The sequence below is a fragment of the Microbacterium pumilum genome (genome assembly GCF_039530225.1).
GTDB lineage: Bacteria > Actinomycetota > Actinomycetes > Actinomycetales > Microbacteriaceae > Microbacterium > Microbacterium pumilum.
This window is the reverse complement of the sequence record NZ_BAAAOH010000001.1, coordinates 4,043,038-4,057,020: the sequence shown is the minus strand read 5'-3', so window position 1 is coordinate 4,057,020 and position 13,983 is coordinate 4,043,038. Positions and strand designations below refer to the sequence as shown.

Annotated in this window: 13 protein-coding genes; 9 read left to right on the top strand and 4 right to left on the bottom strand. The window is 64.2% G+C overall.

Annotation, left to right across the window (positions count from 1 at the left end; all coding sequences use genetic code 11):
- Positions 1–13: 13 nt before the first annotated feature.
- Entirely contained in the window at positions 14–904 is an 891-nt protein-coding gene (locus tag ABD188_RS18275) for a bifunctional DNA primase/polymerase (protein WP_344065693.1), read from the bottom strand.
- On the bottom strand, positions 901–1,950 hold the full coding sequence (locus tag ABD188_RS18270) for an ArdC-like ssDNA-binding domain-containing protein (protein WP_344065691.1): 1,050 nt from the start codon (positions 1,948–1,950) through the stop codon (positions 901–903). The genes ABD188_RS18275 and ABD188_RS18270 overlap by 4 nt, the downstream gene beginning before the upstream one ends.
- A 301-nt stretch (positions 1,951–2,251) precedes the next feature.
- Between ABD188_RS18270 and ABD188_RS18265 the strand changes: the two genes are divergently transcribed.
- From ABD188_RS18265 to ABD188_RS18225, 9 genes are all read left to right on the top strand, one after another.
- The gene (locus tag ABD188_RS18265) at positions 2,252–2,926 is read left to right on the top strand and encodes a helix-turn-helix domain-containing protein (RefSeq protein WP_344065688.1); all 675 of its coding nucleotides are present in this window, start codon (positions 2,252–2,254) and stop codon (positions 2,924–2,926) included.
- A gap of 91 nt (positions 2,927–3,017) precedes the next feature.
- Positions 3,018–3,533, top strand: a complete 516-nt coding sequence (locus ABD188_RS18260) for a hypothetical protein (RefSeq protein WP_344065685.1) — start codon at positions 3,018–3,020, stop codon at positions 3,531–3,533.
- Between the two features lie 11 nt (positions 3,534–3,544).
- A complete protein-coding gene (locus ABD188_RS18255; protein ID WP_344065682.1) occupies positions 3,545–4,489 on the top strand; it encodes a hypothetical protein in 945 nt (314 codons plus the stop codon).
- Positions 4,486–5,601, top strand: a complete 1,116-nt coding sequence (locus ABD188_RS18250) for an alpha/beta hydrolase family protein (protein ID WP_344065679.1) — start codon at positions 4,486–4,488, stop codon at positions 5,599–5,601. Before ABD188_RS18255 ends, ABD188_RS18250 begins: the two co-directional genes overlap by 4 nt.
- A gap of 122 nt (positions 5,602–5,723) precedes the next feature.
- Positions 5,724–9,170 carry a MobF family relaxase gene (gene mobF, locus ABD188_RS18245; RefSeq protein WP_344065676.1) on the top strand — a complete coding sequence of 1,149 codons (3,447 nt, stop codon included), beginning with the start codon at positions 5,724–5,726 and terminating at the stop codon, positions 9,168–9,170.
- Positions 9,171–9,308: 138 nt separating this feature from the next.
- On the top strand, positions 9,309–9,701 hold the full coding sequence (locus ABD188_RS18240) for a sulfate permease (protein WP_344065673.1): 393 nt from the start codon (positions 9,309–9,311) through the stop codon (positions 9,699–9,701).
- A gap of 91 nt (positions 9,702–9,792) precedes the next feature.
- A complete protein-coding gene (locus ABD188_RS18235) occupies positions 9,793–10,062 on the top strand; it encodes a hypothetical protein (RefSeq protein ID WP_344065669.1) in 270 nt (89 codons plus the stop codon).
- Positions 10,063–10,310: 248 nt separating this feature from the next.
- The gene (locus tag ABD188_RS18230; RefSeq protein ID WP_344065667.1) at positions 10,311–11,378 is read left to right on the top strand and encodes a hypothetical protein; all 1,068 of its coding nucleotides are present in this window, start codon (positions 10,311–10,313) and stop codon (positions 11,376–11,378) included.
- Positions 11,379–11,820: 442 nt separating this feature from the next.
- Entirely contained in the window at positions 11,821–12,081 is a 261-nt protein-coding gene (locus ABD188_RS18225; protein ID WP_344065664.1) for a hypothetical protein, read from the top strand.
- 108 nt (positions 12,082–12,189) lie between these two features.
- On the opposite strand, the gene ABD188_RS18220 is transcribed toward ABD188_RS18225, so the two are convergent.
- Positions 12,190–12,363, bottom strand: a complete 174-nt coding sequence (locus ABD188_RS18220) for a hypothetical protein (RefSeq protein ID WP_344065661.1) — start codon at positions 12,361–12,363, stop codon at positions 12,190–12,192.
- Positions 12,364–12,837: 474 nt separating this feature from the next.
- The gene (locus tag ABD188_RS18215; RefSeq protein ID WP_344065658.1) at positions 12,838–13,959 is read right to left on the bottom strand and encodes a hypothetical protein; all 1,122 of its coding nucleotides are present in this window, start codon (positions 13,957–13,959) and stop codon (positions 12,838–12,840) included.
- Between the last annotated feature and the right edge of the window lie 24 nt (positions 13,960–13,983).

Here is a 13,983-nt window from a genome sequence, read left to right as displayed (position 1 = left end):
CCTTCCGCACGGTTCACGGCAAGCCCCGCGTCAAGTGGGACATCCGTGATGCCGGCGGCGAGTTGCTGAGAGCGGTCACGCCGGTGCTCGCCCGGCCAGGATGCGTGTGCCGGAATGCCGAGTGGACCGTGCGTTCGATCTCATCCGCGTCCAGTCCGATGCGGGCAGCGGCTGGTCCGAGCAGTTCGATGATCGCGTCCGCGATCACTCCTGCTTCGCTTAGTCGGCACGCCGCCCAGAACAGTCCGTGATTGCGTTCACCCTCGCGAAGTCGAGACACCCAATGGGCGAGCACCTCGCCGCTGACCGCATCCGTCTGCGCTCGAGCTTCACGGACGGGCCGCGGATCCACGAAGTTGCGCAACGCAACAGCATCCACGGGCAGGGCCGGACCCGACGAGAGCGAGAAGGGGGTGTACGCCTTCGTGCCGCTCTGGGAGCGAGTCACTGAAGGCGGGACGACGATGTAGCCGCCGTCACCGCGGAAGTCGATGTGTGCGCGGGCTGCTTGCCAGCACCGCTGAGCGGTCCCGGACGCCGGGAAGTAGATGTGCAGTCCGCCCGATGGCGTGCGCACGCGCGCGAGTTCTCCGTCGAGGAGTCCTTCGTCGACGGCCCTGCGAAGCAGGGGGAAGCCCGATCCGTGCGGCTTGACGTCCACGTCGACAACGTCGATGCCCGACGCATGGCCGGTGGGCAGCCCGATGTTCGCGCCCGGTGAGCGAATCCACCACGACCTGATCTGTTCGACGTCGCGCGTAGCGTCGAAGAATCCAGCACCGGTCAGCGGACGCTTGCCACCCGGCTCGCACGGGAAGATGGGCAGTCCTGCAGCCGCGAACTGCACCGCCGCTCGGCGAGTGTCTAGTCGCCCGACTTGCAGCAGCACCTCTGCGATGTTCATGACAAACTCCTCGCGATCGCGTGGTCGGTCGTTCGCGCCGGGTTCGACGCCGTGACTGACCGGACCCGATTCAGTGCAGGTCCGGGGCGCTCAAAGCCGGGAGGATCGCCTGCGCTGATCTGCTCGGTCGGCAGTTGTTCGAGAATTGCCACCGCCGCCCGCCGCACGCGCTCGCCGGTCTGCTGCACAACCGCGACAGCATCCATGTCAGGCACTCCCGTTGCCCAGCCGGCGACGTAGGGGATCGTGTACTCCTGGGTGTCCATGCCATGCGCGGCGGCCACAATGAGAGCGACGGACTCTGCCTCTACCTCCCCGATCCCGCGGTGAGGCATTGCTTCACTGCCCGGATTGTGCAGTCGAATGTGTGCGAGCTCGTGCGCGAGCGTCTTCGTTCGCGCGGCCGCATCCATGTCCTCCCGGACTTCGACGTGCCGCCTCGAGAAGTCTGTACGCCCGCTAGCGCCATCCAGCGCTGCTGCGCCGGCTGCCAGCGACAGGCTGAACCCCTCCTCCTCGACCAATGTCGCGAGCCCGACCCACAGCCCGGTCGGCGCGTCTCCTCGTAGGAGCTGCGGACCCGGAGGCTCTGTGACCGGCGGGCCGGTCGTCTGCGTGATATCCCATGCGTAAGCCGGCCGCGAGCCGGTCACCCCGACGCGCACCGTCTCGCCGGAACGTGGGCGCTCCCGCGTCGCAAGGCGACGCCACGATGATGCATCCAGGGGGGTGGATGTCGCGAACCGCGCCGTTCGCGGCGCGAAGATCATGTAGCCGTGCTGCCCCGCCACGACTCTGCGGCCCAGGTCCTCCCATTGCCTGAAGCCCGCGACATAGGTCGGCATCGGCTGCGTGACCATCCCCGCCTCGAACGCGGCCGCGTGCTGCGCCCAGATCAGCAGAGTGTTGTTGAACGACCGCGAGCGGAAATGAGCCGTGAACTCGAGCGCGCGTTTCCAGTCGTCGCTATGGATCAGCGTTTCCACGGACTGAACGAGCCGATCATGTAACTCCGTGAGCCTCGATCCCGAGTCGGGTCTTGCCATCGAGTCGGACACGACGACCACCTCTCCTGAGTGGTGACGCGCGACTCGCGCGTCGATAACACTGAGGTGCTCCATTGGGAGCCGAAGAGGCACCTTCGCGAGATCGCATTCTCTTATGGCGCCGTTTGCGATGAGGAGGTGCAAAGCTCAGCGCGCGAAGTGGTTGGGTGCGCGCCGTAGGTCAGCTATCGATTTCGACTATGACGAGTCCCACGAGTGTGCCTTCATAGATTGATGATACGCCATGCTCTGCGTATATACGCAATGAGGCCGTTCGCATGTACACCGATACCCTGTTCTCGTGGCTAGACGAGCGCTCGGCGAGGCAGGCGCCTGGTCGATGGACCTGGCGCGGGCGATTTCGACACTCAGAGACGCCGCCGGCATGACGAACCAGGAGCTCATCGAGCGCGCAGGGATCTCGTCGAGCTACTTCTACTCGAGGCTGCGCGGTGCCGCCCCTTTCGATGTGAACGACATCGAGAACATCGCCGGAGCACTCGGGGTGCACCCGCATGAGATCTCTCGGGTAGCTGCCCTCGACGGTGCGGTGGAAGAGATCGAAGCTCTGGTGCAGACGCGCCCACGCGAGCTCGGTCGCCGGCTGACCGCTGTTGCGCACGCGCCGCGAGCCGACGGCTCAGCCTTCGACCTTCACCAGCTTCTCCGGGACTTGGCGGAGCGGGGAATTTCTCTGAGCGCCGAGAACTGGGCTGCGCTCATCGGTGGGGGAGCGGGAACCGGTGTAAGCGTCCGCCTGCTCGAGGGCGTGAGCGATTACGCCGGAATTTCCCCGACATACCTGTTGGACCTGGATGACGACGAGGCGGCCGAGGCGGCAGAGGCGAACCTCGATTTCCGCGAGGCACTCAAGGACTCGGGGGCGGACTCGATCTCTGCGCGGGCGGTCGGCGAGGTCTCGCCGGCTGCTCTCCGCGCGATTGCGCAGTCATTGCGTTCCATCTCTGCGCAGTGAGATAGACCCGAGCGCTTGACTGCGCAAGCGCGTACAGTTGTGCAGGTCGGGCGGTCGCATCGCTGGCGATGCGGTCGCAGGACGGACCGCTATGACGTACACCGCTTCTCGGAACCAGCATGAGCTCCGTAGTCGCGTCGAGGCGCAGCTTCGGCGGCTGAAGCTGCCTGCGGAAGCGGAACTCACCGACATCGTCGAGTGCGTGGCGCACGCGAGCGGCCGGCGCATCGTTGTCGAACCGGTGGGGGATCGCGACTGGGAGAACATCACCGGATTGGTGTTGCTCACCGCCGACTCGGCGAAGATTCTGGTTCGTAAGTCCGACCCGCGGTGGTACCAATTCCACACCGTGCTCCATGAGCTGTCACACGTGGCTTTCGGGCACACCGGATGCACGACACTTCCGATCAAGCACCCCGGTCATGAGCATGCTCGGGCTGGTCAGACCGTGCTCGCACGCGGAATCGCGACCCCCGACTTCGAAGAGGATCTCGACTTCAACGAGACCGGGCTGGTGATGGAGGCTGAGGCCGAGAAGCTGTCGCAGATGCTGTCCCGGCTTGTGCTGCGACCGCGTCACGGGCGCGACGAGGCGGTGTTCGGCTGATGCGCATCGGAATGGAGACCGTCGCCTTCCTCGCGCTCCTTGCTCTCACGCTGCTGCGCTTGCCCTCCGCAATTCGCGAACCTTCGAGCAGGCTCACGTGGTTCGCAACTATCACGGGCCTGGGAGCCATCTTCATGGTCGGTGTGGTGGTTCCTCTCCCTGTTCTCGATGAGTGGATAGGCGGATCGAACGTCGTCAATCTCGCTCAGAATCTCCTCGCCACCACGGCGTTCTGGTTCGTGATGCAGGCGTCACGAACTCTTGACGGTACGCGTTTCCACCGCAAGAGTCTTTGGGAGCTGCCGGCGATGCTCGTCTCCTTCACGATCCCCTTCTTCTTGATCGCGGAGCGCGACAAGACGTCAAACGACTTCGTGAAGGAGAACGCTGATCAAGCGGGTCTGTGGGCTTACGCGTGCATCTACATGGCGTGGGTGATCGTGATCATGGTTCGTATGCTCATCGGGATCCGTGGGCGCGAGCCTCGCCCGTACATCCTGATACGGGTGGGCGCTGGGGCGATCATTCTCGCGAGCCTCCTCGAGATCGTTTACCTCACGCTGCGGCTGGTTCAACCGGGGAGGTCCACCCTTGTCGAGTTGGTAGGGGACATGTTCGTTATCCCCTTCTACGGAGGAGTGGTGCTCATCTGCGCCGGCATCATCGTCTTCGCCATCGTTCGCGCGAGCCGTCGCTCGATGCATGCCACACTCAGACGCCTTCTCAAACGTGCGAATGTCGGACGAGGAATGACGCTCGCCGACATTCCGGACGAGGATCCCGTTCATGAGGCGTACCGGCTCGCCGTTCGCCTCACCGATATCGCGAACAGCCAACCTCTGACGAAGAGCGAGCGCGTTCTCCTGCGGGCCACAGCGGAGTTACTCGACCGCCAGATGCGTGCGCCGTCTGTAGTTCGGATGTCGAGTGCCGATCCGAAGGTAGCTGTCGCATGATCCCTGCCGTCGGGATCGTCGCGATCGTTGTCGTGATCGCACCGATCGCGTGGTTGATCCGCAAGCTTGCATTCCGCGTGGTGGGAGTAGCGCCGCGCCGTAAGGCGATAGTCGCGCGTCGGGTCGGAGACAGCGTCGAATTGCCGAGGAGCGTCCTCACTTCGGCTCCGGGCAGGTATGGGCTCTGGTTCGGGGAGGAATTCCAACAGCACATCCTGATCGGTCCCGTGCACAGGGTCGACGAGCGGTACGTGCTCCGAAGCGTCCTCAGCTCGACCTCGACTATCCCCTCGGATCCATTCGAAGCGCAGCTCACCGGTCATGTCATGAACAGTCCGTCGGAGGTCGACCCGAAGTGGGAGGACATCGCGATCCCGCTGAGTGACGGAGAAGTTGCGCCCGCTTGGCTATTCCCCGGTAGGGATGACGCTCCTTGGGTCATCCACGTCGAAGGAATCCGAACCTCGCGCTTGGTGACGCTCCGGTCCGTCGAAGCTGCCGAGCGCGCAGGCCTCACCTCGCTCGTGATCACCTATCGCGGCGCAGGTGACGGTCCCGCTGCCCGAGTGTCGTACCTGGGTCAACGGGAGTGGCTCGATCTCGCAGACGCAGTGCGATTCGCTCGGTCGCGCGGCGCATCGCAGGTATACGTCGTCGCTTGGTCGATGGGCGCCGGGATCGCGCTGGAGTTGTTGCGACACGATCCAACGGCGTTCGAGCGGCTCGCGCTCATCGCGCCGGCTACGAACTGGATGGCCATTGTCCGTCACGGCATTCGTCGCGCCCGGCTGCCAGCCTTTCTTGCTGCACTCGTCACCCGCACGATGGCTTCATCGGCCGGAAGCAAGCTCATAGGGATTCCGGCTCCCCTCGATTTCCACCGCCTCGACTGGATCGACGAGTTCACTCTGGGCATCCCCACACTTGTGATCCACTCGGACGGCGACGAAGAGATCCCGTTCGAACTCACAAGGGAGTTCGCTGCCGCGCATGGCACGGTGAAGCTGGTCGCAACCAAGACAGCTCCCCATGGATGGGAAGCGAACGTCGATCCAGAACTGTTCCAGTCCACATTGACCGCCTGGCTCGCGAACCCCGTCCCCACGACCTGAGTTCGACTACTCGCAACCCGGGTGCGACCCCTCGCGGTCGCACGAGACTCAGAATCAAAAGCTGCCACGCCTCTTGCAGATCGAGGGCGCGCACCTCCTCCATGACAGTCGGAGGCAGCGCGATGACGGTTTCGATGCGGGTGATGAGTGCCGGCGACGGCTATAAGTATCTGCTTCGCACGGTCGCCGCGGGGGATGGGGCGCGCTCGTTGTCCACTCCACTTACGCGCTATTACAACGCCGAGGGCACGCCTGCTGGCCGATGGATGGGCATGGGACTCGCAGCGCTGGGAAACGATCTGCGCGACGGCGACACGGTCACTGAGTCCCAGCTTCAGTTGCTGATCGGAATGGGTCGGCACCCAGTTACGGGTGAGCCGCTCGGTCGCGCCTATCCCGAGTACGCGACTGCTTCCCAACAGCGCGCCGTCGCCGGCTTCGACTTCACGTTCTCGATTCCGAAGTCGGCCAGCGTGCTGTGGGGTGTTGCCGATGCTGAGACTCAGTCACTCATCGCGAGCGCACACCAGCAGGCTGTTGCGTACGTGGTCGCATACATGGAACGCGAGGTTGCAGCGACGCGCACCGGTGCAACCGGTGTCGATGGAGCTGTTGCGCAAGTTCCTGTGCGAGGGATCATCGCAACGGCCTTCGATCACTTCGACAGTCGGGCGGGTGACCCGCACCTGCACACGCACGTCGTCATCAGCAACAAGGTTCAGACTTCGCTCGATGGGAAGTGGCGCTCGCTGGATGGCCGTCCCATGCATGCGGCAGTCGTGGCGCTATCTGAGTTGCACGAAGCGATCTTCACCGACGAGCTCACTCGCGCGGTCGGCGTGCAATGGGAGGCCCGCGATCGAGGACGCGATCGCAACGTCACCTGGGCAATTGCAGGCGTACCTGAGCAGGTCGTGGGTGAGTTCTCCGCTCGATCGCATGCGATAGATCACGAGGCGGATGTCTTGATCGACGCGTTTACGAAAGTTCACGGTCACCGACCGAACGCAGTCACGGTCATGAAGCTGCGTGCGCAGGCGACCCTTTCAACGCGTCCCGAGAAACAACTCCATTCGCTTGCCGAACTTGCAGCGGAGTGGCGCAGTCGGGCGGCTCGGCTTGTTGGTCGTGACGCGACCGAGTGGGCGCGTACTGTCGTCGCCAACAACGCGCAGCAGCAGTCAGTACGAGGGTCCGACATCCCCTCCGGCGCCATCGCAGAATTGGGCGAGAAGGTCATGCACGCCGTTGCTGAGAAGCGGACGACGTGGCGCCGCTGGAATCTCATCGCAGAGGCCGCGAGGCAGACGATGTCTATGCGCTTCGTCTCGGCATCCGATCGCGAAGCTGTCGTCGAACTGGTCGCGGATGCAGCGGAAATGGCCTCGTTGCGGCTGTCACCTCCCGAGATCGCGGATAGTCCGCGAGAGTTCCAGCGTGCCGATGGATCCTCGGTCTTCCGTGCGCGACGAAGCGCGGTGTTCACGGCCGAGTTGCTGCTTGAGGCTGAGGCGCGGCTGCTCGAAAGATCGCGGGACACGCGCGCGCCCCTTGTCGCGGCCACCTGGCCCGCCGAGCCTGGCAATCGAGCGAGAGGCGACGGGCTCGCAGTTGACCAGGTTGCGGCACTCAACGCAATTGTCAGCTCGGGCCGATCGATCGACGTGCTCGTGGGACCCGCTGGCACGGGAAAGACGACGGCCATGCGCGCGTTGCGCATCGCGTGGGAAGCCACGCACGGGTCGGGTTCAGTCGTGGGACTGGCGCCGTCGGCTGGTGCGGCCCGCGTCCTGGCAGAGGATCTCGGCATCTCGACGGAGAACACTGCGAAATGGTGGACGAATCACCTCCTGCACGGCTCGACGTTCTCCGTCGGACAGCTCGTCATCATCGATGAAGCTTCGCTCGCTGGAACCCTGTCTCTCGATCGCATCACTGGGCTCGCGACCGATGCCGGCGCGAAAGTGCTCCTGGTGGGGGACCACGCTCAACTCCAAGCGGTCGATGCAAGCGGCGCATTCGCTCTGCTCGTCCACGATCGTGATGATGCCCCGGAGCTGTTCGACGTCCATCGCTTCGTGTGTGCATGGGAGAAGACGGCATCCGTGCAACTCCGCGATGGAGACACCGACGTCATCGACACCTACGTGGCCCACGGCCGGATCGTGGATGGTGAGACCGAGGTGATGATCGACGCTGCGTACGCCGCCTGGCGGGAAGACATTCGTCGAGGACTGTCGAGTGTGCTCGTCGCCGACTCGGCGGCCACGGTGGCTTCGCTGAATGTGCGGGCCCGTGCCGAGCGCATCCTCGACGGCGAGATCAGCGGGACCCGCGAAGTGAGGTTGCACGATGGAAGTGCCGCTGCGGCCGGTGACATCGTCCTGACTCGTCTGAATGACCGTAATCTCGCAGCCGGCCGTGGGTGGGTGCGCAATGGAGACCGATGGAGAGTAACCGAGGTGACGAAGAGCGGAAGGATGCTTGTGCGTCGCGCTGATCGAAGGCGCGGAAATGCGGTGATGCTGCCGAGCTCGTACGTTGCCGAGCACGTTGACCTCGGCTATGCGATCACCGCGCACCGAGTTCAAGGCATCACCACGGACACAGCGCACGCGCTGGTTGCAGGTGGGATGACCCGCGAAAGTCTGTATGTGGCGATGACACGCGGACGCCAAGCGAACAACGCGTATGTAGCCGTCGATCGTGCCGACGCGGTTCACGCGGGGCCGCATCCCGGAGATACTCCACAGGCAAATGCACAGTCCGTCTTGCAAGGCGTGCTGCTCCACGTCGGCGCGGAGCTGTCGGCTCACGAGATGATCGCGGCCGAGCAGGATCGGTGGGCGTCCATCGCCCAGTTGGCCGCGGAATACGAGACGGTGGCCGCCGCGGCACAGCGCGAGCGGTGGGTGGAGCTGATCGAGAACTCCGGACTTTCTGCCTTGCAGGTCGCATCAGTTGTGGCTTCGGATGGGTTCGCGCCACTCAGTGCCGAGCTGAGGCGCGCCGAAGCTCATCACCACCTCGTCGACGCGCTCGTCCCCCTCCTCGTGGGTTCCCGGAACTTCGACGGGGCGGCAGACATCGCAGCGGTGCTCCAGTCGCGACTCGAAAGGGCGATAGCGAGCGGCAACGACAGGAGCCTCGGTCGCAAGGCACCGCGCACGATCGTGGGGCTGATCGACGAGGCAATCGGACCGATGGCCCCGGAGATGCGCTGTGCGCTGAACGAGCGGCGTTTGCTGATGGAGCAACGCGCACGGGATCTCCTCGATCGAGCTCTCCGCGAGCGCGAGTCCTGGGCGGTCGAGTTGGGTGTGGAACCCGCAGGGCCCGGTGCAGGTGCGTGGCGCCGTCACGCTCAAGTGGTCGCTGCTTATCGCGATCGATTCGGGGTGACCGGGCGCTGCGCGCTTGGCGGCGCCCCTGCAACGACCAGCCAGAACAGGGATTATCTGCGTGCGAGCGCCGCGCTGAGGGCGGCGACGAGTCTGGCCCGCGACGTGCCAGATGAATCGCGATCGAGATGGGGGAGTGCGCGTGCAGTGAATGTCGAACGGCTCTAGCGGTCTTCCGTTTGTCGGGCCGTAGTTCTACCCTTTAGTCAGGCAATCTCACATGCGCCGTCGCCTGTTGCGACGGTACGACGCCCTCGTGGTCAGTCCTCCCAGGTTCTCGTTGCCGAGCAAACGGAGGGCCGCCGCGTGTTCGGACTGATCTGGAGCCTCAGCATCCGCATCCGCTCGTTTCTGCGTCGGCGCATGCCGACCAACATCCTGCTGGCCGCCATCTTCACTCGGCGGGGTCTGAAGTGGGGCATGCTCGCGATGCTCATCGCGGTGCCCTACATGGCAGCGGCTCTGCTGTGCGCAGCACTTCTGGGTCAGGGCGCCCCGGGGTGGGTGAACATCCTTGTTCTGCTATGTCTTTGGAACGCCACCAAGTTCGTGGTTGCTGGTCCGATTAGCCTCGCGCGACTCGTCCGTGTGCGCCTCCACGAGGAACGCCTCCTTCGCCGACTGCGAGCTCCCGTGATGACCGACGGCATCGCGTTGGAGCGCACCACTCGGTCGCCGGCGCGGGTTTACAGCAGCTGAACCGACCGCGCGCCGCGTTGGTGGCTGTTGCGCACCTCATGTTCGGGCCATTGTGTTGGTACCAAGGCTGGATCACTTCCGGAGGTCGCGCATGGCTCTGCCCCAAGATCAGTTCGACGAGCTGTTGCATCGAACCGCGCTGGCATCGCTGTTCTACTACCCCGAGATCGGAGTGGACGACAGCGATTACAACCTTCAGAACGACGTCACGTACTGCATTGAGCCGGTGATCGCCCTGGACGTGACGGACCTGGAAAACGTTCGTGCGGCCGTCGGACGCGTCATCACGAATCCCTCAGCGCATCGCGCCGAGCTCATTGAATTGATCGTCCAGCTCGCCCCCGAGCCGCCGGAGGAGTAGGCGAGTTGCTTGAAAACGCCTCAGACCAGCAGGCCCGGCGGACTACGGAAGCACGGGACTCGATAGGGCTCGGCGAGTCGCACGGTGAGAAGGACGGTCAAGATCGGCGCCCGCCGCAGGATCCTCACGAACGCCGTGCTGAAGCCCTACGACGGTGGAAAGAAGCCAACCCCGATCGAGTTCGTGAGCTGAATCGGCGATGGAAGGCTGACAACCCAGAGCGGGCGCGGGAGCTCAACCGTGAGTCCATGAGACGGTCTGCCAAGCGCAAACGCATCCTCGCGGACAGGCGGCGCCGCGCCAACGAAAGCTCGAAGCGATGGAAGCAGGCCCATCCCGAGCACGTGACCGACTACAGGAGACGGTGGGTCGAGGCGAATCCGGAGAAAGTCCGTGAATACTACAAGCGTTATCACGCGACCCATCGCGAGGTCGAGAAGCAGCGGGCTACTGCTTGGCGCGACGCCAATCCGGAGAAGATGAAGAACGCGCGTAAAGCCTGGGCTGACCGGAACAAGGACCGACTCGCTGCTAATCAGCGTGCGCGACGCAAAGATCCTGTCAGGTATCGAGCGGATCTTGACGCGAACTCTGCGGCGAATCGTTTGCGACGCCGACTTGAACGCGCGGGACTCCCGCCGAGGCAACTACATCGCACGATGGCTGCCGAGCGAAGGGCAAACGATCGTGCGGCGGACGACTATTTCGGACAGGCTGACCTGCCTGAGCGTCTTCGACAGTTCACCGTCCTAACGGTCAGCCTGACGGAAGAGCTTTTGGAGCACGGTGATCGGCTACTGGACTTCGCCAAGGCGTACGCTGCGATGCGCGTGCGAGTGGGCCTCCCGCCGGTCGACGCGGAGCAGATCATGTACGCCCGTGCCGCTCAGGCGGTGACGGACCGGATGAAGCGGATCGATCGGCTCACCAGCCGCGAGGTCAGAGCGGCTGTTCGCAGCGCGAGATCTGTCTTTTCGACGGCCACTCGTCAGAGGCGCATGGCCGAGTTGGTCAGGGATGCGGAGTCACACATCCGCAAGAACGGCGCCCGGTTGGAGGCCGAGGCCGCCATCGAGAATTCGGCGCGCGCTTTGCGAGGCAAGGTCTCACTGCCAACCGAGCTTCTTATCGCGCGGATCGCCATGCAGGATCTGCCCCCGGCTGAGCGGGAGCTCGAGACAGCACGCGCTGCCGAGATCGAAGTCGCGAGTCGCCTTAGGCGGTCTCGCGACACGTCGCTCACTGACCCGAGGCAGTGGATGCGAGCGTCCCAAGGGCCTGGCTTTCGCCCGGTCGGTGGGTCGCTCGCGAGATGAGAATCGAAAAGCCAGGGGCGGCAGACGGGCGTCCCGATCGAGGGCGCGTGGCCGCCTCAACCGGACGCTGGCATTACGGCATTGGCCCAAACCCAACAGCGCAGTTCTCGTTCGCCGGCCGTGAACTGGATGCCGCACGCGACGTCGTTCCACACGACCACGAGAGCCTCGACCTGGACCGCGTTTGGCCCGAAGCGCACCCACGCTCGACACGCCTTGGGCTGAGGATCTCTCGTGACAGGGAGCGTCTCGGTCTGCAACTCCTTCGACGTGAGCGACTGTAGCGGGTGCTCCGCCGCTAAGCGCTGCAGAATCCGGTCGTCCATCATCCTGTCGATGCGGTGGGCGTAGCGTTTGCTTGTACCCATCGAATGCCGGTCGCCCCTCCTCCGGCCGAGTTCACACTACCGCGCGTAGTACAAATGTTCTATTCTGTGATGTCATGAGCGCCGTCGAGATCGAACAAGACCTGACCATATGGATGGTCGACGACATCCCGCAAAGGATGTTGTATGCCGGTCGACGTTGGCGGGTCACCGACATCCCAACCCGGCTGCGCGAGTCAACCTGGTCGGCTGCCTCCGCCGGCGCCACCGGTCTCCGCGGGTGGCGCTTCCAAGCAACGGATGAAGCCGGCGAGTCTTACGTGTTCGACGTTTTCAGGGCTGAGCTCGGCTGGCACGTCCATCACACTTGGAGCTGAAGGTCTGCGGTGACGCGCGCCCGAGCGCGATGCGACGGGGAGACTTGCCGCCCGAGGGGTCCGCAACCCAGTGGCGAGGTAAACGCGGGATCGACCGGCGAGCACCGTTCACCCCCCGTGGATTGCCGGTCCGTCGAAGTCTCGCAGCTGTTGCTGTTGTTGCATGATGGGTGGCGCATAGACGTGGCCGCAGGCAGGGCATTTCCATCCGCCTGGAATGTCGCGCATCACCACCCCATCCAGCTCGCATCGAGGTTGCGCACCCTCGATGTCATCGCTCACGTTCGGAGCCTAACCCGGGAGCCTGTCTTGAGAGTCACGCTGGCGGAGGTAGCGCCATCGGTTCGACGCTCGAGGTGCTTAGGAGAGTGAACGGGCAGGATCCCTCTACGGGCAACGCACGAATGAGGGACGTCGCGGGCGGGCGTGGGAGGGTGCGATTGCCATGTCCTCAGCGGACATTTGTGAGGAGGTTGACGACGATCGTCTTGCTTGGCGGCCGTCGAATGACGATGCCGTCCTGAGGCAGTATCCCGCGAGTCTCCGCGGTCTTCATTCGTCGTTGTACGTGCTGGTAAGAGGGCAAGCGGACGGATTCGGAGCCGCCATAGTTATTTGGGGTGGGGCCGTGCGCGTCGCGGTAGACGAGCGGGAGCTCGTCGATCGCGCAATTGATCGTGCTCCGGCGATCAGGCAGGTGCTCGGCGACATTCCGGATCAACTCGGGCCGTAGAGCGGTGGCGAGGTGGCTTGACCTCAGGTGCCGCTGAGGAGTGAGTATCGTCCGCCGACTTCCCGAGTCACGATCTGGACGTTTCCCCCCTCGAACGGTGATCCACGTACGCCGGACCGGCAGATGGGACAGAAGGGGCACTCATCGAGTTCGACGAGGGGATGGCTGCAGAAACTGCACTCGTCTGACTCCGCTCTCGTGTCCTGCACCCCGCACAGGACGCACACTCGCCCGGCTATGAACTTTGCTTTGCAGTGCTCGCAACCGCGTGCGATCACATACCCGGACTTTTCGATGTGCTCAGCGAGAGCGTCTGCCATGTCACGGTCTCCGACGCCATCGGGTTGTCCGCTCTGCCTCTCGATCAGGTCGGCGGCGAACGAAAGGTGGTTGTGCGCCGCGAGCCACGCGCCTCGGGTGCGGAAGAACTCTCCCATGACATGGTGTGCCCATCCGCGCCATAGCGATCGGGTTTCGGACAGGCCGGCGAAGTGCCAGAACGCGGCCGTCTCGCGGTCGGCCAGCCAGAGCGCCGTAGCGGCGCTCTGAGTCGACGGAATTCCGGGGTTCATCTCAATGAGCCTGGCGAGAGCATCCCGGAGGACGTCGTCGTCGTCGCGAAACGCGTTCCGCCACACGGACGCGAGCCAGTACTCCTCGGTCGACTCGATGTCGGGCAGTTGGCTCAGGTCGACGAACGCGGTCTCGCAGTCGTCCCATCGCTTCGCTCGAGCCGCCGCGATCACGGCGTGGGCCGCGTTGGCGATCTCACGTGCCCGCGATTCGGGCAACTTCCGGCCGCTCCAACGGCCGAAGATCTCGACGACCGGAGAGAAGTCGTCCGGTTCCTCGCGGAGATCGATGACGGCGTCGAGCGTCCCGCTAAGTCGGACGAACGGGTTGACATCGTCTTCGAGTGATCCGGAGCGGTGCACCGCGATGACCTCGGCGATGCCCCAGTCGCGCATCCTCTCGATTCGCGACCACTCTTCGAACAGCCACGCGCGCATACCTCCGCCTGAGGGAAGGTATTCCTCACACAGGATGACGAGGAAGATATCAGCGAGAGCGAGGCGAGCGATGTACTCCGCCAGTGCATCGGGTTCCGGCCGGTCGCGATCGATCTCGTTGACATCGAGGTCCACCTCGTAGCCTCGGTCCGGATGGCC